Genomic DNA, 23,115 nt, shown 5'->3' with positions numbered 1-23,115 from the left:
ATGAACAAAACGATTCGTTTTGATTACGCCAACGCTCGAGCCTTTGTCAAACAGCATGAGTGGGAGCAGCTTTCTCCAGCGATCGAAATTGCGCATCAAATGCTTCATGCAAGGACTGGACCTGGAAAAGATTATCTTGGGTGGGTCGATTGGCCGGAACAATACGACCGGGACGAGTATGAACGAATTCGCCAAGCGTCAGCCCGGATTCAATCGCATTCGGATGTGCTTTTGGTGATTGGCATCGGAGGCTCGTATCTAGGCGCAAAAGCGGTGCTTGACATTTTGGGCCACAGCTTCTACAATTTGCTGCCGAAGTCCAAGCGACGTTCTCCAGAGATTTATTTTGTGGGCAACAATATTAGTCCGATTTATATCTCTCATCTGATGGACGTATTAGAAGGAAAAAATGTGTCTATCAACGTCATCTCAAAATCGGGCACGACGACAGAGCCAGCTATCGCATTTCGACTTTTTCGGGAATGGCTGGAAAAGAAATATGGACGTGAAGAGGCCAAAAAACGAATTTACATTACGACCGATAAACAGCGGGGAGCCCTGAAAAAGCTGGCGGATGACGAAGGCTATGAGTGCTTTGTCATTCCAGATGATATCGGAGGGCGATATTCAGTCCTGACCGCGGTTGGATTGTTGCCGATCGCTGTAAGCGGGGCAAACATGGATGCACTCATGCAAGGGGCAAAGGATGCACGCGAACGTTACATGGTCATGGATTTGCGCGATAATCCGTGCTATCAGTATGCGGCGATTCGCAATGCACTCTATCGAAAAGGCAAGACAGTGGAGCTGTTGGTTAGCTATGAGCCGCAGTTTCGCTACTTTGCGGAGTGGTGGAAGCAGCTCTTCGGGGAATCGGAGGGTAAGGATGGCAAAGGAATTTTTCCGGCTTCTGCCGAGTTTTCAACGGACTTGCATTCGTTGGGCCAATACATACAGGACGGCATGAGGCATTTGTTTGAGACCGTTGTGTCTGTGATGAAGCCCGCAGTGGATTTGACTGTCCAGGAGGACCCCGCTGACGTCGATGGGTTGAATTTTTTGACTGGCAAACGAATGGGGTATGTCAATAAAAAAGCTTTCGAGGGAACGGTGCTGGCCCATGTGGACGGCGGTGTACCGAATCTGCTTGTGGAAATACCGGAGGCGACAGCTTACTATCTCGGTGGACTGATTTACTTTTTTGAAAAGGCATGCGGAATCAGCGGCTATTTGCTGGGCGTCAATCCGTTTGATCAGCCAGGGGTGGAGGCGTACAAAGCCAATATGTTTGCCTTGCTGGGCAAGCCAGGCTACGAGCGGCAGAAAGCGGAACTGGAGGCTAGATTGCGCGAGAATAAGACGTATTTGACCGTCGAGGAGACAGCTGCTTATTTGGAGCTTCCCGAGACGTTTATTATGGAAAAAATCAAGCAGGGTCGCATCCGTGCTGTCCATGACGGCAATGAGTACATCATCAACAAAGAGCAATTCAATCATCATCTGGAGGAAATTCGCAAGCTCCGAGAGTTCGAGGATGCCGCGCGTCATGACCCGATTCCAGAGAGCTACGATGTGAAGGATGAGGATTAACCAGCGGACGTGCTTGTCAGATGGTTGTAAAGAGGACTATACTTACAAAGGAATATCATAATAAACAAGCAACTTGGGGAGTCCTTCATGCGGGGCTGAGAGGATGGAAGCAATCGACCATCGACCCATTGCACCTGATCCGGATCATGCCGGCGCAGGGATACGGTTGCCGGCAGACTGCGCTTTTTTCTTGATAGTTACCTATGCGTATGTAGCCCACCTTTTCCTGCTATTGGAATGGGTGGGCTTTTTGTTATGGAGATTACATGTGGCTGTAGTAGAGAGAAGAATATTTCCAGTCTAGGCTCCAGGCTCCGTCCTGCTGGGGGTCAAGACTGCCCGCTCCGAAGGGATTCACGGGGAAACGCAAAAGTGGTAGCCGCTTCGTAGTCCGGGCACGTTGCGTTTCTTTTGCCCGCTCATCCCTTCTCCGCTCAGTAGGACTCCACAAGTCGCTACGTCTGGAAATATTCTTCTCTGGCGTAACTGATTGCGTTCTTCATTAATTAAAAATCTTTAAAAAATCGGATAACACGAAAAGCTCGTAGAGGAAACAGGAGAAATAAGCGAAGATCTTAGGGACACCGACCGAGACGGAATGCAAAAAGCGAAACACGCTCTTAAGCGTCCACCTCTGAAATGCATCCTGAAGAGACCACTTTGGACGCGGTTTCGCTTTTTGCATGGAGTCGTGCCGTCAATCCCGCAGGGGGTGGCCCTAGAAGCTGAGCGTTTTCTCCTGTTTCCTCCACACCACAACAGCAACATACAAGACGTTTTTTATTAGAAGTAATCGCAACTTAGTGAGGAGAGAAAAAAGATGAGTGATTGTCTGGTAGTGGGTGGAGGAATTATCGGATTGAGCTTGGCATACGAGCTGTCACGGCGCGGGGTGAGCGTTACCTTGGTCGAGCAGGGAGAATGGGGAGGTCAGGCGTCTTCTGCTGCGGCCGGAATGCTTGCTCCTTTGAAGGAATTCACGGCACCTGGACCGATGCTCGATTTGGGCATGGAGTCACTTGCGCTATACCCGGAATGGGCAGCGGAGCTGGAGGAATTGACTGGTGGAGACGTACAGCTAAGCCTGGAGGGGTTGCTGACCGTCGCGTTAAATGAGGAGGAAGTCCAACAGCTCGCCGACAAGTACCGTTGGCAAAAAGAAGCGGGACATGCTGTGCATTGGCTCTCGAATACAGCGCAAGTGAAAGAAGTAGAGCCACTTCTGACCGATCAAGTGCAAGCGGCCATCTATTCGCCGTACGAAGGACACATTAACAATCGAATGCTTCTTCGCGCCTTGGCTACTGCTTGCCAATTGCAAGGAGTGAAGCTGTTATCTGGCTGCGTGGTGAGCGGCATTGCGGTAAAAGGTGGAAAAGTGATCGGAATCGAGACTTCTGCAGGGTCACTGCGTGCCGCACAGACGGTGATTTCCTCGGGAGCGTGGGTTGGAATGATGCTGGAGATGCTGGGCATTTCCGTGCCGATTCGCCCTGTACGCGGACAGATTGCGGCCGTTTCGTCCGTGGGCATCCCATTGCGAACAGTGATTTTCGGAACGACAGGCTACATCACTCCGAAAAAGGATGGAAAAATTGTCATTGGTGCGACTGAGGATGAGAGTGGCTTCCAGCGTGACGTCACAATGGCGGGGTTAGCCAGTATCCTGCAAGGGACCATGCCGTATGTTCCTGCGCTACACTCCGCTACCTTTTTGGAGGCTTGGGGCGGACTTCGACCTGCGACACGAGATGGCAAGCCGCTCTTGGGCCCCGTTCCTGGTTGGGAAGGTCTGTCGATCGCAGGTGGACATTTTCGCAATGGTATCCTGCTTTCCCCCGTCACGGCTAAATCGATGGCGGACTTTGTGGAAAAAGGGGAGACGGAGCGCCTTTTGCCATTTTTACCTGCCCGCTTTCTGTAAATTGGGCTAGTCTCGCCTAGATTCCGGTAACCTCCCCATGGGCACTTGTATATGGTAATAAAGAAACACCAGAAGGGGAGGAGTTACCATGCAGTCTGATTCTGATAAAAACCTGTATCAGGCTGACATTCAGTTTGTCAGCCTGTTAAAGGATATGCGAGAAAATGTGCACAACATCTGCAAGGAGCACGTGGAGAAAAAAGTGCGCATCGAAGCAATTGACGGGCAAGTGTTTGAAGGCGTCATTGTCGATTATGATGATCAAAACGTATACGTAGAAGTTGTAGATCAGGATGCGGAGGAAGAAGAAGTTTTCGAAGAGTATGATTATGAGAATTATGAGGACTATGAGGACTACAATCCTTATCAAGTAATGGAAGTGGCCAATCGGCAGCCGTATGGAGGATGGGGGCACTATCCTGATTATTACTTTCAGTATGTGAGCTATAATCCGTATGCAGGTTATCCTCCCTATGGCGATCTCAGTCCTTATGGAGGTAATCCATATTTTTCGCAGGCAAGTCCCTACGGCGATGAGTACAATCCATACAGTCAGGTCAGTCCTTTCGGCAGTTCCAACAACTCGCGGGTCAGCCCGTATAGCAGCAGTAATCGTCCCGCCCCCCAAGTCAGCCCGTATAGCACCAGCAATCGTCCACCCCAAGTCAGTCCGTATAGCGAGCAGAAGCCACAGGTGAGTCCTTGGGAGCAAAATATTTCGCCATTTCCACCATTCCCGCCGTATCCGCCCTTTTTTTGTCCGCCGCCGCCACCTCCACCGCCCTATGTTTTGCCAAAAGTTCAAGGGAGAAGACGGAAAAGATGCCGGAACGGACGTAAAATCATTCCATTGGCGCTCTTTACGCTCCTGACAATTGTCTTGATTTAATGGTGGGAAATTTACAAGCCTCTCAAGGCCATCACGGCTTAGGAGGCTTGCTGCTTTTTGTAGATGTGAGAGTACAACCTCGCCTTTTGTCATACACTACGAACAAAACGGTGAACGTTTCTCACAGAATAAATAAAGGCAGGGATCGACGATGAAACAAATAAACAGCAGCTTGCCAGGCACGCGGGCGACATTTGGCTATTTTAGTGAAGCGCTTCAGCCGCACTTTACATTATCCAACTGGGATTATGAGCAAGGGTACTTCGACCGGGCGCTGGATGGCAAGAACACGGTCTTTTTGCGCTTGCCTGTCAAAGTATTGCAAGGTGAGCTCGACAGCCCGGATGCATGGCTGGAACTCGGACGGCCGTTTGTGATCAGGCATGTGTACCAGACTGGGGTAGAGGAAGATATCGGCTACATGGAGCCGCTCGCTTCGGGTTTGATGAATCAGTTTCAGGAGCCGGTAGACAAGGACGCAGAGATTGATTCGAGATGGATTCGAAAAGCAGAGGCAATTGTCAAAGAGCTGGAGAATCGCCTCGCGTGAGACAGGCCGTCGAAAGGCCTGTTTTTTTCTTGACCATGGCAGGGAAAATATAGGTGGCCAAAGAATGGTAGCACATGGAAAAAGCGAGGTGGAAATATGGCCTGGTACCATGCAGTGGCGAAATGGTATTGGAAAATCCGCAAGCCGCTCACCTTAGGTGTCCGTGTCATTGTAACGGATGTAGAAAAGGGAGTCTTGTTAATTCGGCATACGTATGTCCATGGCTGGTATTTGCCGGGAGGAGGAGTAGAGCGAGGAGAGTCGTTTGGGGATGCTGCTCGCAGGGAGTTGTGGGAGGAGTGCGGAATACGAGCGGACGGACTTACCCTATGCCATCTTTTTTACAGTGAGCGGGAAGGGAAACGAGACCACATTGCCTTGTATCATTTTGACCTCACATCCGGTCAAGAATTGAGTAAGGATGACAAAGAAGTAGCGGAAATGCGCTTTTTTGCTTGGGATGAGCTTCCTCGGGAAATATCACCAGCTACAGAGAGGCGTTTATCTCAATTTCGCAAGCAGTCTTTTCAGAGTGACCGCTGGTGACAAGTGGGATTTTATGCAAGTCGATTTTTCCTATGGTATAGTGAAGACAAACAACAGAGCGTGCAAGACCGCTTGTAAGGATAAAAGTGAGGGCAGACCAGCATGAAGATTGCGACTGTACTGCGAAATGATGATTACACACGAGAAGTGGAACATGCCTTGAAAGAAAAGCTGCAAGCAGCCAATAGCCCGTTTACCTTCGTCAAGGGGCCGGCTGAACAACCGGATATGGTGTTGTCCATCGGGGGAGATGGGACGCTTTTGGAGGCCGTACATCAATACGGAATCGAGCCGTCCTATGTAGGGATTCACACGGGACATCTTGGCTTTTATGCGGACTGGCGTCCCGAGGAGCTGGACGAATTCGTCGAGCGACTGTTAAACGAAGAGCCTCTGATCGCGGAATATCCAACGGTCCAATGCAGGATCAGCACAAGGGAAGGTAAGCAGTACGAAAAGTGGGCGCTGAATGAAATGGTTTTGCGCAACGCGAATTTGTCTACATTGGTGACATGTGTCTATATAAACGGCGATGAGCTGGAGACATTTCGTGGTGATGGCTTGATTGTATCGTCACCGTCAGGAAGTACAGCTTATAACAAAGCCGTGGATGGAGCGATTGTTCATCCGTCCATTGAGGCGATTCAATTGTCCGAGATCGCTTCGATCAATAACCAAGCGTATCGGACCATCAACAGCTCGCTCGTCTTGCCGAAGCATCATGAAGTAGAGCTGATTGTCATGAATCCCGAGATTATGATTGGATTGGACCGCGAGCAGGCGGTATGGAGAGATGTGCGTTCCATTCGGTGCCGAGTGGGACCAGACAAAGTAAAATTCGCTCGCTACAAACGATTGACGTTTTGGGGGCGGGTTCGCAATTCGTTTATTTCCGGATAGAGAAAGCGTTGGGGAGGGAAGCCAAATGAAAAAAGTAGGAACACTACAAACCATTTTCCGTCATCCTGTCAAAGCAATGCGGGGGGAAGAGCTAGCATCAAGTACGGTCGATGAATTTGGCTTGTATGGAGACCGTGCCTATTATTTTTGGGACAATGCCAGGCAAGGTAAGTATCTCAGTGCGGATGTCGTGCCCGCTCTCATAGGGTATCATGCCAGCATGACCGAAGGGACAGGAAAAGAAGCGTATCCGCCGATTCGGATCGAAGCCCGGGATGGCAGTGTACATACGTGGGATGATGCTTTATTTGCCCATGTCGCGGAGACGGCGAATCGCTCCATTACACCTATGATTAGTAGTCCGCAAGAAGGCGGTGTGAACTGGGAAGACCACATTCTCCTGGTTACGGATGCGTCTCTTAGAGAGATCGCGCGGCAGATTGGCGCAGAGCAGGTAGATCCACGACGCTTTCGGGGGAATTTGGTCGTTGTCCTGGAGGATGATGAGCCGTTTGCGGAAGACAAATGGTTGGGCAAACAGATTAAAATCAATGATGTGACCTTGCAAGTCAACAAGCACTGCGAGCGCTGTGTATATGTCAATATCGACCCAGATACGCTGGCGATGACTCCTGCCGTACTGAAGGCATGCGTCAAGCGTCACAATAATCACTTCGGCGTCTATGCTTCAGTTGTCAAGACAGGCAGTGTGTCGCAAGGCGATGACGTTTTTTTAGTTGAGATTGGGAGTGAAGGGGAATGATCGCAAGCCCTCTGGAAAAGGTTCGTAGCTACGTACAACGCTATGACTCGAGCATCGAGCCGATATTGTTTGAACAGCCGTTGCCTACGTCCGAAGTGGCTGCACAGGCATTAGGTGTCGAGATCGGCCAAATCGCAAAGTCGATCTTGTTTCGGGTGGATGAGCAGTTTGCCTTGTTCGTGGCAGCAGGAGATGTACGTGTCCATCCCAAGCAAGTGAAGGCGGCGTTTGGTCAAGGAAAGCCAAAGATGGCTACGCCGGAAGAGGTAGAAAAAATGACGGGCTTCCGTGTCGGAGCAGTTTGTCCGTTTGCTTTGCAGGAGGAAGTGCCTGTTTATGTGGATCGCTCCTTGAAGCGCTTTTCTGTGGTTTATACGGCGGCAGGTATCGCAGAATCACTTTTGCCAGTCACTTATGAGGCATTGCTAAAAATGACAGGGGCGAAGGAAATCGATGCAGCTTCGCCAGAAGGGAAACCAGAATGAAAAAATATGCAGTCTCTATCTCAGTAGCAGCAATAGTCGTAGTCGCGGGTCTTACCGTATTCGGAGGTTCTAACCAAACGACTGCAATTGAAAACAGTATTTCACATGAGAAAGAACAAAAAATGAACCATTCTGATTCTGCGTTTAAAAATATGACAACCAAAACGTACCTGAGTAATTACAACAGCATAAGAGACGAATTAGCTGAAAAGGGTATTCACACGTTGCCATTTGCGCTTGAACTAGAGAAGAAAACAAACTTCTACCGCTTTTATTATCCAAAGCAAGAAAATTCGGCAAACGAAAAAGCGATATGGGTAAGCGTTATGCTGAGCGGTGATCAAAAAACAATAGACGGTATCATGTATGAAGGGGCTCCAGACGTTCATACAGTGAAGGCGATGATTCAAGCGACTGGACTTACCTGGACTCCGGAGTTGGATCAGTTCATTGCAAATACCAACGTTGCAAAAACACCAAAAGAAATGGTTGTTTCCGGTGTGAAAGTAACGATCGAAGGAACGCCAGCACAAATAAAAGTAATGGTTGACCCCGTGAAATTAGAAGCTCCGAAAAAATTATAATCTTGAACGAAAAAAAGTGGTTGGCAGGAGGTTATCGCTGCTCAACCACTTCTTGTTTTCGGCTATAGCTTATCCGTAATGAACTGACTCGCGTTTCTGAACGATTTGGAATAGCTTCATATAAAAAACGGCACTCAACAGAGAGCATAGCAAGATGAACGCGAAAACACCAATAGGCATGATCCACTCTGAAAGAATGACGGTTACGGGAGCGAGGAAGCGGCCGAGCGAGTACTGCAGGTTAGAGGCGCCCATGTACTGGCCTCGTGCATGTTCTGGTGCGTATTTGCTGACGAAGCTCTGTTCGACCGGCGTTCGCATCACTTCCCCTACTGTAAAAATGACCACGCATCCGAACAATAGCCATGCATTCGTCGTGAATCCCACCAAAAACATGCCCATGCCAAACAGCAGGGAGGACAAGAGGAAGACATTCCGGTCGCTCCAGTTCTCAAACCATTTGGTAACAGGCAGGGCGCACAGAACAAACAGAAGGCCGCTTATTCCCAGCATCCATCCGAAAATTTCCGTACTGCTAAGCGAGAGCGACCATGCTTTCCACGATAGCAGTGTCTGCGCTGGGACGAATTCTTTTACATAGACTGCCAAAAATAAATCGAGCTGTACGATTGCGATCGTAATCAGCATGCCTGCGAAAATATAGATAGCAAAGGCTTTGTCGCGTAGAATGACGGTGTAGCTCTGCCATTGCTCCTTCATAACAGAAGGGAAATGGATGGAGGCGACAGAGCTTTTTACGGACTGTGGTAGTGTCTCTCTCACATGGAGCCAGATCGCAATCGAATACAAAAAAGTGACAAGCGCACAAGTCCATAGCAGCTCACTGCGGTATTGAAAGAAAAAGATGGCCCCCAACGCGGGTCCCAATACGGCGCCAATGTTCATGGCTGTAACGAAGGTAGCGAATATTCTGCGTCTGTCTTTTTCGGAGGTGAGATCAGCGACCATCGCAGAACTCGCCGGGCTGTATACTGCTTTGCCAAGCCCGATTCCAATAAAAGCAAGATAATCGATCCAAGAAGAGAGGGAGAAGGCAAACAGGACAAACATGCCTGCCTGCAAAAACGCTCCTGACAGCATGACATATCGACGACCAAATCGGTCAGCCAAATAGCCGCCAAAAAGATTGCCGATCATACTCATAATCGGTGGCACTGTCATGAGTAACCCGGCAACATTTTTGCCAAAGGTATCACTAAAGTGGAGAGTAAGAAAGGGAAAGTACATCCAAAACAATAGGTTGAAAAGCGTCTCGCCGATCAATCTGGTCTTCAGGTTCAGATCCCATGACAGCCATTGCACAGCAGGGTTACCTCCTGTTTTTGATTCCCTGGCCAGGTACACCTACTTTAGTGCAAATTTTCAAAAAGATATAGACTTATAATCATCCGTCAGTTACACTAATATCATAAGGGCTAAGGGATTAGACCCTGGCTTAAGATGTGCCACTTTTAGGTATTCGCTTCCTACATAACAAATAAGCCGACACTTCCTTGTGAAAAGGGTGTCGGCTTTTCGTATGCTGTTACTTGACCATCCATTGATAGAAATGAACGTCGTGCCACTCTCCGAATTTATATCCCACCTCTTGAAACTTCCCAGCCAATGAAAACCCGAACTTCTCATGCAGCTTCACGCTGGCGTCATTGCCCCCTACGATTCCGCTCACGATCGTATGGTATTCGAGTTGTCTCGCACGCTCCAAAATCGCACTCATCAAGGTCGTGCCGACACCTTTCCCGCTTTGATCGGGGGCGATATAAATAGACAGCTCGGTCGATTTTTGATAGGCGGGCTTCTCACGGAAAACGGACAGGCTGCAATAGCCGATCACGTTCCCTTTGGATTCGGCGACGATGATCGGATGTCTGTCACCGTGCTTGTGAAACCACACTTCGCGCTGGGCCAAGGTCTGTGGCTCCAAGTCAAATGTCGCAACCAGATTTTCCACCGCGTAGTTGTAAATAGCGAGCATTGCAGGTAGGTCACCCACAACTGCGTCTCTGATTTGTAGCATGATATTCTCTCCTCATGTTGGTTGGTAGGACTTGTTGAACTTGTTCGAACTTCTTCTAGCGTACGGCCTCGTAAACCTGCCGCAGGTTTGTAAATCCATGTGATTTTGCTTTCACCAAATACTTCGCCCAGAGCGTACCAGCGGCAACAGCGTCACAGTAAGCGTGATGCCTGCGTGAGATCGGGATGTCGTGTGCTGCACAGAGGGCGTCCAGCGAACCGTTGCCAATCGGATTGCTCAACAAGCGGATGAGCAGCATCGTATCCAGCATACGGTGGGTAAACGGACGTCGGCTCGTTTTCCAGAGTCCAGATCGTAAAAATTCACGCTCATGGCGAGAGTGATGGGCAACGAGCGGACGATCTCCAACGAATTGAAAAAAACGGGACAAAGCCTCTAACAGCTCAGGGGCATTGGCAACCATATCATCGGTAATCCCGGTGAGAGCGCGGATATGAGGAGGAATCGCCCGACCGGGATTGACCAACGTATAAAAAGAATCGCCGAGGAGGAGGTGCTCTCCTCTCATGGCGACGGCTCCCATCGATATAATCGCGTCTCCGTGATCGGGATAAAAACCGGTCGTTTCCAGATCGACGACGACAACCTCCAGATCGTGCAAAGGAATATCGGCACTGGAATCGACTGGTTTATTCGTTTTGGAGATGGAGCGCAAATAGGCGATGTGCTGTTTGTCATCTGCTATATCTGACATAGCCCGGCTCATATGCCAAATGCGACCGAATAAGTCCCATTTTGCCACGCAATCTCCTCCTATCCCCCAAAAACGGACGGGAGCTTTTCTGTCATTTTTTGCAGGCGGATCGCCAGCTTCATTGACTGCCGTACCATCACTTGGGTGTCAGGAGAAAGCTCCCCTAGCTTGATATAGCTATTGCTCGTGTATTGCCCATCTTCCCAATGGAGGGGAGCGATCAGGCGCAAACCTTGAATTTGCCGGAAGTATGCGGCCACCTCGTCACAAAGGCCTTTGCTCCAGACTCCTTTTTCACCGAGTAGATCCAATCGTTCCAAGGTAGAGCTGGCAAAGATGCCATGCGCCAAGGCGAAATGCCGTACGCAATTCACTAGTGGCAAATAAATGCCGTACTTCACATTGATGGCGCCGCGGAAGCGTCCATGGACTTCGGGTAAAACTCTGCCGAATATTCCGAGTGGCACCCGATAATGCAACGTATTGCTTACCAGTCGATTCAGCAAAAAGGCGTTCCCTGCAAGCAATTGACGGAAGCGGTCGTGGACGGGAGTAAAAATGGCCGATTCGCCCCATAAGACACGCACATCACTTGCGAGCAGTAAATAACGAGCGTTCTCCCAGATGGGGTGAGAGACCCATCTGTCTATTTGGTCCAGCCATTGTTCGGTGCTGCCTCGCCATTTTGGGGAGAGGCAAGTGACATTCCCTTGGCAGGGAGGATAGCCGGCTACCTCCAGACCAGCAACGATCGTCGCCCCCAGCAATTGAAAGTAGCCATGTATCTTTTCTGTTTCCTGTTCGCCCAGGTGATCTGGCAGTTGATAGACGAGGCCGTTATCCTGATCGCTGATGAGTGCTTGCTCTGACCGTCCGCCACTGCCGAATTGCAGAAAGGCAAAGGGGACGGGAGGGGTACCCAAGCCCCTTTTGGCAAGGTCGTTCACTGCGAGGAGTACCCCTTGTCGGATAAGATTGTCGTGAATCAGATTGACGACGATGGAAAAAGGGGCCAATTCCCCTGCGCGATTCAATGAACGCAACGGAGAAGGGTCCAACAATTCTCGTCGCAATAAGGCCAGCTCGTCAAAGGAGTCAACATTCCGTATTTTTTCCACTTGTTCAGGTGAGAGAGTGAGAGGTGCTGCTTTGGGTAGATGTAGCCGGTCGTACGCGTTCAGGCTGGAGTAGTTCGGGATAGCCGTATCCCCCATGTTCGCTAAGGTCAAGACCAACCACCTCTTCCTCTTCAGTGACTCGCAGGCCAATGGTTACTTTTAACACATACAAAATGATGAAGGCTACGACGAAAACGTAGAGCGCGGAGCCAGCCAAGCCCAACGCCTGAACCCCTAATTGATGCAGGCCGCCGCCATAAAACAGCCCAGGACCGCCTACGCCGACCTTTTCGGTAAGCTCTGGAGTAGCGAATAAACCCGTGGACAACGTTCCCCAAATACCAGCCACCCCATGTACGGAAAAAGCGAAGACAGGATCATCAATCCCCATACGATCAAACCAAATGGATGTATAAAATGTAAGAATACCTGACACAGCACCGATCACAACAGCTGCCCACGGATCGACGAAGGCGCAGGATGCTGTAATCGCGACGAGAGCAGCGAGGACGCCGTTGAGCATGCTTGGAATATCTGCTTTTCCCATGACGATCCAGGAGATAGCAAGAGCGGCGACAGCGCCTGCTGCGGTAGCGAGATTGGTTGTGACGGCGATATAGCCGAAAAATCCAGATGTACTGCCGAGCGTGGAGCCGGCGTTAAAGCCGAACCAGCCGATCCAAAGAAACAGGACACCTAAGACAGAGTAGACTTGGTTGTGACCAGGAATCAGATTGGAGCTGCCGTCGCGATTGTATTTTCCAATGCGAGGCTTCAAAAGGATAGTGGCGACAAGTGCGACGATGGCACCTTGGAGATGGACAACTGTAGAACCAGCGAAGTCTTGCATCCCGAGCTGTGCCAACCAACCGCCGCCCCATACCCAGTGGCCGACGACAGGATAGATGAGGACAGTAAACAGTACGCTGAAAATAAAATAAATGGACAGCTTGGCACGTTCGGCGAAACCACCCCAGGCGATCGCGAGTGAAACGGCTGCAAAAGCGAGCTGAAAGAGGAAGAGTATCGAGATAGGCACAGTTGCAGCGGAAAAAGCGGAGAAAGCGTCTTTTTGCATGCCATCAAAAAAGAATCCGGAAAGTCCGACGAAAGAGTTGCCGTCTCCAAACGTCAGACCAAAGCCAAACGCCCAAAAGGCAATCGAGCAGATGCCGAAGGTAAGGACCGTTTTGCCTGCGACGTGACCAGCGTTTTTCATGCGAGTAGAGCCAGCTTCCAGTAGGGCGAATCCAACCTGCATGAGAATGACCAGAATGGCCGAGACCATGACCCATGTGGCGTCAATGGCAGACGAGAGACTTGCGACAGTAGGTTCCATCCATCCACCTCTTATCTGTGTCATATAACCTGACACTATTTTAGTTATGTCAGATTATATGACATGAAAATTCCGGTTGCAATTGTTTTTTTGCAAATAATAAGAAAATAACGATGTAGGTATCACCAGAGTCTCGATACTGAATGATATAATAGCTTCTTGAAATCATCACAAAGGGTAAGGGAGACACATGTACACAATTAGCAGATTTTCTCAGCTTTGCAAAATGAGTCCGCGCATGTTGCGACACTATGACAAGGAAGAACTTTTGAAGCCCTTGCATGTCGATGAAACGAATGGATACAGATACTATGAAAAGAGTCAATTAGAAACGGCATTACTTATCAATAAGTTGAAAGAATATAGATTTTCTCTACCGGAGATTAAAACGATCCTTCAGACATCAGACAGGAAATTTTTTATCGAATTCATCCACTCGAAAATAAATGAATTGTCCAATGAGGTGAATCGTTATAGACAGATCATTGCAGAAATGCAGGAGATGATTGAAAAAAAGGAAGAGATCATTCGAGGAAAGAGAAGAACGTACGATATATTGCTCGGAATGAGAAATGAAGTAAGTATCATCAGTCAAAGCTTGCAAATTCATATTGCGGACATGGACAAGTACATTGATTCTATATACGCGAAGGCGGAAGAAAATCATATTCAGTTACTTGGTGCGCCGTCTGTCTTGTTTTTAGATGAAGAATTCACCCCTGACAACAGTAATATTGAATTGATGATCCCAAAATAGAAATCCCAAATTTTCAGAAGCAGATGTTGAGAAGTATATGAAAGAATATCTTGGGGCGACGAATTTTATTTGGCTAGATGGTGTACCAGGCCTCGATATTACAGATTTTCATATTGATGATTTTGCCAAATTTTATGATCAGTCAACGATTATTACGATGAAGGAAAATGATTTAGAGGAATGGGGTGTCCCGAATAAGGATATCCAAACATTGCTGAAGGCGAAGAATGCCTTGGGCAAGCCGTATAAGTACGTGAATTTACCAATCAGTAAGCACAATGTCATTTTAGAGAATGGAAAGGACTTGGGATACAAAGGCTCCTATGTGAATTTCTATATTGGGAATACCGTTGTCCTTGTGCCGAATTATCATGATCCGAATGACAAAATCGCAAACGAGATCATCCAAAAGCTATACCCTGACCGTGAAGTGATTGGCATTGATGTCAGAGAGCTTTATAAACATGGTGGGATGATTCATTGTGTGACACAACAGCAGCCAGTTGAAATGTAGGAAAACAAAAAGCCGTTGATTCCTTGAAGGAGGAAAAAACGGCTTTTTGGTATGAAAAAAGCTACTTATGCAGACGAGGATTGGTGTTGTTCCGTTGGTTTTCGTTTTTCAATCAGGAAGCCTGCGAAGCTCATGACAGCGAGGAATAGTCCACTAACGAGGAAAAGCTGCTCAACGGGCCATTTGCCCATCCAGATTGCACCGAGGCTGCTGGACAATGTGCAAAAGAAAGTGAACAGGAGCATGTTGATCGCAAAAATTTTGCCTGTACTGTTGCTGGATGCTTTGATTTGAATGGCAGTCACGGTCGGGATACCAATGAGCGGCCCTCCGATCCCTGCCACGGCTGCTCCGAGGAAGGCAATCCAGTGAGCGGTACCTCCTGCCGTAAGCAACAGGAATCCGACTGCCTGAAACACCCAACCAATCATAATCACGAACAAATAGCGAGTGTAGAACGATCGTGCCATGTACAAGCTGCCTAGCAAGTTCCCGATCCCGTAAAAGCCCAACAAGACAGCTAATGTACTTCCGTTTCCTTGCTGCATGCGTTCGGCCATGAATGGGAAGCCCACCGTGTAAGTGACCTGCCAGACGAGAAAGCCCATATTGCTAAAGAGAAGAATCAAGAACAGAGCACGATTTTGTTTTAGCTCCTGTAAACCTGCGGCAATATCCCGGGCGTACTGCCTGGGTGTCATTTTCGTAGGAGATACTTGTTGTTGATCGGTCAACGAAATACGGATGGCATAAAGGAACAAGACGGAAATCAAATAGCTGCCTGCGTTCACAAAAAACAAAGTAGACAGCGGCATAATCGAAGCGACCAGTCCAATTGACATTGGCGCAATAATCCGAATCGTTCGGAAAGTCGTATCCAAGATGGCATTTGCTCGCCCTAGCTGCTCTTGGGGAACCACTGATTTGAGTGCAACGGTTCGCGCTGGCTGAAACAGACTGGAGAACAAACCCAACAAGAATTGGGCTGCCAGAAAAAAAGCAAACTCTTCTACACCCATGTAGACCAGGATGCCAACCGTGATCGCGACAAGAATTCGCGCAACATCCGCACCCACCATGAGCATACGCGGGCTGTACCGGTCAGCCATGACTCCGCCGACGAGGTAAAACATGAGACCCGCCACCATTTCCGGGATTGCGAGCAGGCTGAGCACCGTACCCGATTTGGTTGCTTGGAGCAAATACCAGAGTAATGCGAAGCTGTAGCAATGATCACCGATGCTTGCTGTCATTTGCGCAAGCCAAAGCTTGAGGAACGAACTGTTTTTCCATAAAGATGGGGATGAATCCACGTTGACCCTCTCCGTCCTGCTGACTGCGATAAAATGAATGTGACCATAGCGTAGCAAGGCGAAGAGGGAAAGTAAAGAACTCAAGCTTGAGAGGTTACATTTAATTTACCCGTCCTCAAAACAAAGAGAAGATAGGCGATAAGAAAAGTGAAGGTGGCGAAAGTGCTGACCCCCGCGAATCCAAAAATAGAATACAAATTGCCTGCGAAAGAAGAGGCAATGAAAGTTCCGATGTACATACAGGCGTTGGTCAAGCTCGATATGGTACCGCGCGAGGTGTCGGACAATGATTGCAAGTACCCCATCAGGACAGGCACGAGTACACCGCCGAAGCAGTACATGAAGAAGAGGACAACCTGCAAAAAGCCGACTCCCGGTATGTAAGGCAAAACAAGATAGAGCAGGGCGCTGCCCAGAAACCCAACGGTCAAAATCGTATTTGTCTTCCAACGCTCGAGTAACCAACCGCTGAGTAAGCTGCCAACGGTGTTGCCAAGCCCGATAACGAAAGTGATCAAGCCAATTTGGGTAACGGATTGCTGATATTGATCGGAAAGCCATACGCCATAGAATGAAAAGACTGCATAGACACCCGTCATGAAAACGAAGTAGCCGATAAAGCTGCGTGAAGCTTGAGGCAGTCGCAACAGATCCATGTAACGTGCAAAAATAGCCACCCGGGCGTTGTTTGTTCCAAGTCCGGCTATGGCGGTAGGAGGCAATAAATCAGGAAGTTTTCGGATGATGAGTACAAAAGCTCCGAGAGAAGCAATTCCTACAGCCAAAAAAGGAAACGACCAATGATAAGCGGACAAAAAACTGCCTATAGGTACACCGATCACTTGGGAAACCGAAAGACCTGCCATGACAATCCCCATAGCTTTTCCGATACGAGCAGGGGGAAACAAAACAGGAATGGCAGCCCACACTTGAGGACCGATAAAGGCAGAGAAGGTCCCGGCAAGAAAGCGAAAGAAGAGCATCGCGGCGAAATTAGGTGCAAAGGCGCATGCAAGTGTGGAAAGTGCAAATCCGAGCATACCGAATGCCATCACATGTTTCCTGTTTCGATTATCGGATAGCGGACCGGCGACTAAAGCGGTCAAAGCAAATCCGAGAGCATACGTTCCGATCAGCCAGGCTGCCTGGTTAGTGGATACGTGATATAACTCTCGCAAGGTTGGCAGCAGTGGGCTAATGATAAATGTATTCGTACCGATCAAAAACATGGTGAAGAAAAAGATCATCAAAAATAGGCGTTCCATAAAAAATCTCTCCTCGTTGTTTTATAATTATATAGTTAAATAACTTTTGAACTAACGAGCAAAAAAAGGATACCAATCACAAGGTATCTAAAAAGCCAGGCAATATTTGATCGAAGGTTTCTTTATATATGCTCATGTACCGTGCTTGCCCATCCTTTCTGACTTTGATCAGTCCTGCCTCTCGAAGTGTCTTGAAATGATAGGAGGCATTGGACTTGGAGGTGTCGCAGGTAAAGCCCACTTCTGTACAATTTAGCTCGTTGCCGGAATGATACAAGGTCTTTAAAATGGCTAGCCTTGTCTCATCTGCCAACGCTTTAAAAATCTTGATTCGCTTTTCGGTTAGTTCAAGTTGTTCAATATTCATAAAACTATCTTACTAAGGAAACTCTATCCAGGCAACCATTTCATTCCTTTTATTTTTGATTCTTCCTATTTTCGTTGTTGTGTTGATGCTGATAGGAAGATCCTTGGTTGTCTTCGGTATGTGTATCATCCGCAACCGTACTACTGGTTAGTCCTGCTACGGCTAATCCTTTTTGATTCAGGTTTTTGGCACTTTTGAATTTGGACATGTTACTACCCCCTGTTTGTTAATGGATGCTTTCTTAAGATGTCTTGTTTCGAAAGGGAGTAGTCATCCTCATTTTCCTAGGTGAGAGTTGAGGTATACTATAACAAAACGTGCGTGCGTCAGGAGGATGGGAACGGATGGCAGGGTGTGTCATGATCGTGGAGGGGAAGACAGACAAAGAACGCTTGCTTCGGGTGCTGGCTGAGCCTGTCACTATTCTTTGTACATACGGTTCCTACAGCTTGGAAAAGGGGGAGAAGTTGCTCGCCCAAACTGAAGCAGCAGATGCAGATGAGGTATACCTATTTACCGATGAAGATGACAGCGGGAAAAAATTGCGAACCCATTTAAGTGAAGACTTTCCTGATGCGATCCATCTGCATACGCCGAAAATGTACAGAGAGGTTGCCGACACGCCTCTTTTCGTACTGGCAGAAATTCTGGAGCAAGCAGGCTTTGCGGTTATTGTGCCTCATCCTGATCTTGGAGAGCGGTAAGGGGATAAAACACCGTTTCATCGGCTATAACAGTAGTAAATGGAATGGTGGAGGTGCGAGGTAATTGCGTAGTTTGATGACGTTTTTTAATCGAATGAACATTATGGTGTGGCTGGTAGGTATCTTTGTTGCTCATGCCGCACTTTATCTGGTGCTGGGGACGGCGACGTGGCTGGCTACTTCGCTTTTGGCAACAGCGTTCTATGGCATCATTTTATTGGTAGGCAAATTAATTGCCAGCCGTTATCCAGACAAGGAAGAAAGTAGATGAAAGCCGGCGAGCAAGCAGCCGGCTTTTTTCGCATTACCAGCCCACGAGCTGCATGAGTAAAATTAACCCACCTAATACCCAGACGTAGATAGCGAAGCCTTTCATCGAGCCTGTACTGATGATGGTAAGCATCCAGCGAATGGCTACATATCCAGCTAGTCCGGCAAACATGGTGCCCACGAGCATCGGGATCCATAAAGCTGTTTCAAGCGGTGTTTCTACGAGCTTGGCTGTTTGCAAGACACAAGCACCCAGAATCGCGGGCAAGGATATTAAAAACGAAAAGCGCGCAGCATCAGCACGGTCGATTCCGCGCAGGAGAGCACCGGCAATCGTCAGCCCTGAGCGGGAAATAGCAGGTAGGATCGCTGCACCTTGCAGTGTTCCGATGATGAGGGCGTCCGTGTAGTTGATTTCCTCGAATCTCCGATTTCCACGGCGCATGGACTCCACTGCCCAGAGGATCGCGCCTGTCGCAAGAAATTCCCACCCGATCGTAATGCCTGTCTGGGAGATTTCTTCAAAATAATCTTCAAAGGCGAGTCCGATCACTGCAGTAGGGATCGTGCCTACGACCAATAGTTTTGTCAGCTTGCTCATCGGATTCATGATGATAAAACGAACCTGTGGCCAAAAGACGATAACGACAGCGATCAGCGTACCGAAATGAAGCATCGTGTCAAATAAAAGGCCTACCTCCTGCATACCAAACATTTTGCGAAACAGGACGAGATGACCCGTGCTTGATATCGGTAAAAATTCAGTCAAGCCTTGTACAATGCCGAGAAAAATATGTTCAAGCAACAACAGCATAGGCAAGAGTCACTCCAGTCTTGGAAAAGTAGGGCCAAGCCAGTCTTACTGTCATATGTATGTCCGTGAATGGAAGACTTGCCTATTTCGTTTCGCATCGTTATTTTGTTAGAAAAAAGTTGTGGTATTTTCTTGCGGGGGATGGGTATAGTTAGTGTGCACAATGGTAGAGAGCGAGGAAAAAATAAATATGTACAAAAGACAAATGCGTGAAAAGCGTGAGCCCCAAATCATTCAGAACGGCAATTTGGAGGCAGGGATGACGCTTACCATGACGGTAGCGCGAAAAACGGAAATCGGCTATTTTTTGCGCGATGGCAAAGATGAAGTGTTTCTCCATGCCAATGAAGCGCACGAGCGTTTACATATCGATGATGAGGTCGAAGTGTTTTTGTACCATGATCACGAAAACCGACTGGCTGCGACCATGGACATGCCTCATGTCGGTATGGGTGAATACGGCTGGCTGGAAGTCGTGGACATTTCTCCGCGCATGGGCGTATTCCTGGACAACGGCATTAACAAGGATCTGCTCTTGTTCATCGATGACCTGCCCAAGCATACTGATGAATGGCCGCGTCCCAAGGATCAAATGCTGGTAGCGCTGAAGCAGGACAAGCTCGGCAGACTCTTGGCCAAGCCAGTCACTGAAAACGAAATTGTCAAGATCGCAGCAATGGCAGATCAGAGTATGAAAAACCAGTCTGTAGAAGGTACGGTCTACAAAGTGATTCAAGCAGGTGCATTCCTGTTGACGGAGGACGAGCATATCCTTTTCATTCATCGTGATGAAATGGTAGGGCGTCTGCGCCTCGGACAAACTGTGCGCTGCCGAATTAGCTTTGTACGTGAGGATGGCCGTCTGAACGGTTCTATGAAAGAGCGCAAAGAAGTGCAGTATGGCGAAGATGCGGACAAGCTGCTGCGCTATATGATCAATCGTGACGGGGCCATGCCTTATACCGATTCGACAGAAGCAGAAGTCATCCGAGAAAAATTCCAAATGAGCAAGTCCAGCTTCAAGCGGGCACTCGGCAAGCTGATGAAGGAACGCCGCGTGGAGCAAGTAGACGGCTGGACCAAAATGATTCGAAGCGAACAAGAAGAATAAAAGAAGAAAACCCTCCTAAGCAAAAGAGCTTCCTGGCAAAAGGAAACGAATGCTTGGGAGGGTTTTTGCTTGTTTTCTTATATTGTCGTTTGCACAGATTGTTTTTGTTTGCGAGCTTTGTAATACGATAAGGAAAAAACGAGCCCTAGCAAAATAAAACCGGCGATATCCGTTTCGATCCCAGGGATGACCGCGAGCACGCCACCTGCAACTGCGAGGATACGCTCCAAGACGTTTAGCTTGGACATCCAATAGCCGATCAACCCTGCTCCCACCCCGATCATCCCAAGCGTTGAAGTCAGCATAACCCAAATCGATTCGAGCAAGGTGGTATTAATCAGCAGCAAGGCTGGTGAGATGACGAAAATATAGGGAGCCATAAAAGCAGCGATTGATAGCCGCGTGGATTCTACACCTGTTTTGATCGGCTTTGACTTGGCAATGCCTGATGCAGCGAAGGCAGCAAGCGCAACTGGCGGCGTGATGTCTGCAACGATTCCGAAGTAGAACGTAAACATGTGAGCAGCGATAGCTGGTACACCCAATTGAATGAGCGCCGGGGCAGCGATGGTAGAAGTGATGATGTAGTTCGCCGTCGTAGGTGTTCCCATGCCCAAGATAAGCGATGCGATCATCGTGAAAAACAGCGTAAGGAAAAGCTGACCGCCAGCCAAATCAATCAAGCCATTTGCCAGCTTCAATCCGATCCCAGTCAACGTAATCGTACCGACGATAATTCCGGCACACGCAGTTGCGGCCACGACACCGAGAGCCATTCTGGCACCTGAGGCAAGTGCTTCTAAAATATCAGCAATAGACATGCGGGTTTCTTTTCGGAAGGCGCCCACGATAATGGTGGAGATGATGCCGATAATCGCGGAGCGCTCGGCTGATATGTTCATCATCAGAGCGGTAATAATGATCACGATGGGGAGGAGCAAGTACATTTTTTTCAAAACTTCTTTTTTGTTCGGTAGTTCTTCCTTAGAGAGTCCGCGTAACCCGAGGCGCTTTGCTTCGAAGTGCGTCATAATCCAGATGCCCACGAAAAATAAAATCGCAGGAAGGATTGCAGATTTGGCGATTTCCAAGTAAGGAACGCCGATGAATTCCGCCATCAAAAAGGCAGCAGCCCCCATGACAGGCGGCATGATTTGTCCACCAGTAGAGGACGAGGCTTCCACCGCCGCGGCAAATTCGGAGCGATAGCCGAGCCGTTTCATCATCGGGATGGTAAAGGCGCCGGAGGTAACGACATTGGCAACGGAGCTGCCGCTAATTGTCCCTTGCAGGGCGCTGGAAAATACGGCCACCTTCGCAGGGCCGCCGATTCGTCTGCCTGCAATGACCAGCGACAAATCGTTAAAATACTCACCGACCCCTGTTTTTTCGAGAAACGCGCCAAACAGCACAAACAAAAAGATGAAGGTAGAGGAAACGGCGAGCGGAGTACCGAGAATACCCTCTAGTGTGTAGTAGCTGTGCCCGATAATCCGTTCGACATCACTGCCGCGATGCTCCAAAAAGCCTGGCATGTAAGGTCCGAAGTAGGTGTATAAAAGAAAAATAGTGGCGATGAGAGCGATTGGAATTCCGACGACTCGTCGTGCAGCCTCTAGGACGAGCACGATGGCAATACCGCCGACCACCATATCCATCGACGTATAGTTACCTGTTCGGGTCACGAGTCCTTCATAGTCAATGACCCAATATAGCGATACGAAGACACCCAACAAGGCGAGAATCATGTTCACGAGTCCGATTTTGTTATGGTTGCCTTTGGGTGTTCCTGCATATAACAGATAGACAAGTGCCAGACCGAAGGCCAAGTGGATCGGACGATGAATCTGGGGAGGCAGCGTGAAGAAAAGCGTGCTGGATAACTGGTACAGGGAGAAGAGGACAAGTAGACCAAAAGAAATCCACTTCATGGGACCCGCAAGCTGGCGTGTGGCTGATTCCTTGTCATATTGCGCGATCAGCTTATCCATCTCTTGCTGGTTCATATTCGTTGTTGTACTCATCTAGTAACCTCCTAACTCGCTCAGAATGGATCGCTTTTCTGCCTGAATCGTGATGGCTTCTCCCGGCTTGTAGATCAAGCTCAACGGAATATCCTGTCCAGCGAAAAGCAACGTATGATTAGCCCGTACTTGCCCGATAAAAAGCCGTAGGGCAGGAAAAGAGCGCTGCATATTGCGAACGTGGAATCGTCCATCGGCCAGAATCAGCTCCTCGCCAGGAGCCAATTCATTTTCCATGCCGATACCGTAGTCGTGAAAGCTCATCTCTGACAAAATAATTTGACCATCTACAATCCGGTATTGCTCCTCTATTGTCGACCGATGAATGGAATGAGTCCAGCGGATGCCAAAGGCTGCTTCATTGTGTATGTTTGCACGCCAAACTACCTGATTCGATTGTGTATCCCGGATAACCAGAGCGGGAATCAGCGGAGTGGCGATGCCCACATAAATGACAATGACGAGAAGAAAGAAGGAGAAAAGGCGGAACAACGTCCGCCCTCTTCGCTTTGATACTTCATGGATAAAAACCATC

25 protein-coding genes, 2 pseudogenes and 1 riboswitch are annotated in these 23,115 nt (G+C 48.6%); of the genes and pseudogenes, 15 read left to right on the top strand and 12 right to left on the bottom strand.

The window, feature by feature from the left end; translation table 11 throughout:
* From POF51_RS09645 to POF51_RS09605, 10 genes and pseudogenes are all read left to right on the top strand, one after another.
* A pseudogene (locus POF51_RS09645) lies at positions 1–1,350 on the top strand (glucose-6-phosphate isomerase); the annotation flags it as partial.
* A complete protein-coding gene (locus POF51_RS32100) occupies positions 1,345–1,590 on the top strand; it encodes an excisionase family DNA-binding protein (protein WP_318533228.1) in 246 nt (81 codons plus the stop codon). The pseudogene POF51_RS09645 and the gene POF51_RS32100, both read left to right, overlap by 6 nt.
* A 64-nt stretch (positions 1,591–1,654) precedes the next feature.
* Positions 1,655–1,771, top strand: a riboswitch (TPP riboswitch).
* A gap of 639 nt (positions 1,772–2,410) precedes the next feature.
* Positions 2,411–3,514 (top strand): glycine oxidase ThiO, encoded by a 1,104-nt coding sequence (thiO, locus tag POF51_RS09640; RefSeq protein ID WP_271755296.1) that lies wholly within the window; start codon positions 2,411–2,413, stop codon positions 3,512–3,514.
* A gap of 88 nt (positions 3,515–3,602) precedes the next feature.
* The gene (locus POF51_RS09635) at positions 3,603–4,403 is read left to right on the top strand and encodes a hypothetical protein (protein WP_017250008.1); all 801 of its coding nucleotides are present in this window, start codon (positions 3,603–3,605) and stop codon (positions 4,401–4,403) included.
* Positions 4,404–4,554: 151 nt separating this feature from the next.
* Positions 4,555–4,953, top strand: a complete 399-nt coding sequence (locus POF51_RS09630) for a YugN-like family protein (protein WP_271755292.1) — start codon at positions 4,555–4,557, stop codon at positions 4,951–4,953.
* A 96-nt stretch (positions 4,954–5,049) separates the two neighbouring features.
* Complete coding sequence (locus tag POF51_RS09625) at positions 5,050–5,499, top strand: NUDIX domain-containing protein (protein ID WP_069846871.1); 450 nt, start codon at positions 5,050–5,052, stop codon at positions 5,497–5,499.
* Between the two features lie 102 nt (positions 5,500–5,601).
* Complete coding sequence (locus tag POF51_RS09620) at positions 5,602–6,399, top strand: NAD kinase (RefSeq protein ID WP_017250011.1); 798 nt, start codon at positions 5,602–5,604, stop codon at positions 6,397–6,399.
* Positions 6,400–6,424: 25 nt separating this feature from the next.
* Positions 6,425–7,162 (top strand): MOSC domain-containing protein, encoded by a 738-nt coding sequence (locus POF51_RS09615; protein WP_069846870.1) that lies wholly within the window; start codon positions 6,425–6,427, stop codon positions 7,160–7,162.
* Positions 7,159–7,647: a YbaK/EbsC family protein gene (locus tag POF51_RS09610; RefSeq protein ID WP_069846867.1), complete on the top strand. Its 489-nt coding sequence runs from the start codon at positions 7,159–7,161 to the stop codon at positions 7,645–7,647. Before POF51_RS09615 ends, POF51_RS09610 begins: the two co-directional genes overlap by 4 nt.
* Positions 7,644–8,231, top strand: a complete 588-nt coding sequence (locus POF51_RS09605) for a hypothetical protein (protein WP_271755286.1) — start codon at positions 7,644–7,646, stop codon at positions 8,229–8,231. Before POF51_RS09610 ends, POF51_RS09605 begins: the two co-directional genes overlap by 4 nt.
* Positions 8,232–8,300: 69 nt before the next feature.
* On the opposite strand, the gene POF51_RS09600 is transcribed toward POF51_RS09605, so the two are convergent.
* The 5 genes from POF51_RS09600 to POF51_RS09580 form a co-directional block, all read right to left on the bottom strand.
* Positions 8,301–9,554, bottom strand: coding sequence for an MDR family MFS transporter (locus POF51_RS09600; protein WP_017250015.1), 1,254 nt, complete (start codon positions 9,552–9,554; stop codon positions 8,301–8,303).
* A gap of 223 nt (positions 9,555–9,777) precedes the next feature.
* A complete protein-coding gene (locus POF51_RS09595) occupies positions 9,778–10,269 on the bottom strand; it encodes a GNAT family N-acetyltransferase (RefSeq protein WP_069846861.1) in 492 nt (163 codons plus the stop codon).
* 55 nt (positions 10,270–10,324) lie between these two features.
* Entirely contained in the window at positions 10,325–11,032 is a 708-nt protein-coding gene (locus tag POF51_RS09590) for an exonuclease domain-containing protein (protein WP_271755283.1), read from the bottom strand.
* Between the two features lie 11 nt (positions 11,033–11,043).
* Entirely contained in the window at positions 11,044–12,213 is a 1,170-nt protein-coding gene (locus tag POF51_RS09585) for a DUF294 nucleotidyltransferase-like domain-containing protein (protein WP_244521729.1), read from the bottom strand.
* Positions 12,107–13,441 carry an ammonium transporter gene (locus POF51_RS09580; RefSeq protein ID WP_271755279.1) on the bottom strand — a complete coding sequence of 445 codons (1,335 nt, stop codon included), beginning with the start codon at positions 13,439–13,441 and terminating at the stop codon, positions 12,107–12,109. Before POF51_RS09580 ends, POF51_RS09585 begins: the two co-directional genes overlap by 107 nt.
* Positions 13,442–13,631: 190 nt before the next feature.
* Between POF51_RS09580 and POF51_RS09575 the strand changes: the two genes are divergently transcribed.
* Both POF51_RS09575 and POF51_RS09570 read left to right on the top strand, forming a co-directional pair.
* Entirely contained in the window at positions 13,632–14,198 is a 567-nt protein-coding gene (locus tag POF51_RS09575) for a MerR family transcriptional regulator (protein ID WP_271755277.1), read from the top strand.
* Positions 14,188–14,712, top strand: a pseudogene (locus POF51_RS09570) (agmatine deiminase family protein); the annotation flags it as partial. The gene POF51_RS09575 and the pseudogene POF51_RS09570, both read left to right, overlap by 11 nt.
* A 65-nt stretch (positions 14,713–14,777) precedes the next feature.
* On the opposite strand, the gene POF51_RS09565 reads toward POF51_RS09570, so the two are convergent.
* The 4 genes from POF51_RS09565 to POF51_RS09550 all read right to left on the bottom strand — a co-directional run bounded on the left by POF51_RS09565 (position 14,778) and on the right by POF51_RS09550 (position 17,865).
* Entirely contained in the window at positions 14,778–16,025 is a 1,248-nt protein-coding gene (locus POF51_RS09565) for an MFS transporter (RefSeq protein WP_069846853.1), read from the bottom strand.
* 80 nt (positions 16,026–16,105) lie between these two features.
* Entirely contained in the window at positions 16,106–17,290 is a 1,185-nt protein-coding gene (locus tag POF51_RS09560; RefSeq protein ID WP_271755274.1) for an MFS transporter, read from the bottom strand.
* Between the two features lie 76 nt (positions 17,291–17,366).
* Positions 17,367–17,657: an ArsR/SmtB family transcription factor gene (locus POF51_RS09555; RefSeq protein WP_017250024.1), complete on the bottom strand. Its 291-nt coding sequence runs from the start codon at positions 17,655–17,657 to the stop codon at positions 17,367–17,369.
* Between the two features lie 49 nt (positions 17,658–17,706).
* The gene (locus POF51_RS09550) at positions 17,707–17,865 is read right to left on the bottom strand and encodes a hypothetical protein (protein WP_017250025.1); all 159 of its coding nucleotides are present in this window, start codon (positions 17,863–17,865) and stop codon (positions 17,707–17,709) included.
* 136 nt (positions 17,866–18,001) lie between these two features.
* Here POF51_RS09550 and POF51_RS09545 point away from each other — a divergent pair, with 136 nt between their 5' ends.
* Together POF51_RS09545 and POF51_RS09540 are read left to right on the top strand one after the other, a co-directional pair.
* Positions 18,002–18,361 (top strand): toprim domain-containing protein, encoded by a 360-nt coding sequence (locus POF51_RS09545; RefSeq protein ID WP_017250026.1) that lies wholly within the window; start codon positions 18,002–18,004, stop codon positions 18,359–18,361.
* 64 nt (positions 18,362–18,425) lie between these two features.
* Entirely contained in the window at positions 18,426–18,632 is a 207-nt protein-coding gene (locus POF51_RS09540) for a hypothetical protein (protein ID WP_017250027.1), read from the top strand.
* 33 nt (positions 18,633–18,665) lie between these two features.
* Here the strand turns inward: POF51_RS09540 and POF51_RS09535 are convergent, their stop codons facing one another.
* Positions 18,666–19,445, bottom strand: coding sequence for an undecaprenyl-diphosphate phosphatase (locus POF51_RS09535; RefSeq protein WP_069846848.1), 780 nt, complete (start codon positions 19,443–19,445; stop codon positions 18,666–18,668).
* A gap of 190 nt (positions 19,446–19,635) precedes the next feature.
* Between POF51_RS09535 and POF51_RS09530 the strand changes: the two genes are divergently transcribed.
* Complete coding sequence (locus POF51_RS09530; protein WP_069846846.1) at positions 19,636–20,556, top strand: CvfB family protein; 921 nt, start codon at positions 19,636–19,638, stop codon at positions 20,554–20,556.
* A 77-nt stretch (positions 20,557–20,633) separates the two neighbouring features.
* On the opposite strand, the gene POF51_RS09525 is transcribed toward POF51_RS09530, so the two are convergent.
* Together POF51_RS09525 and POF51_RS09520 are read right to left on the bottom strand one after the other, a co-directional pair.
* A complete protein-coding gene (locus tag POF51_RS09525; RefSeq protein ID WP_069846844.1) occupies positions 20,634–22,580 on the bottom strand; it encodes a TRAP transporter permease in 1,947 nt (648 codons plus the stop codon).
* Entirely contained in the window at positions 22,581–23,114 is a 534-nt protein-coding gene (locus tag POF51_RS09520) for a DUF1850 domain-containing protein (protein WP_069846841.1), read from the bottom strand.
* Between the last annotated feature and the right edge of the window lies 1 nt (position 23,115).

The organism is Brevibacillus sp. AG (assembly GCF_028369215.1).
Classification (GTDB): domain Bacteria; phylum Bacillota; class Bacilli; order Brevibacillales; family Brevibacillaceae; genus Brevibacillus; species Brevibacillus porteri.
The sequence above is the reverse complement of the archived record's forward strand: the minus strand, read 5'-3'. Positions and strand labels throughout refer to the sequence as shown.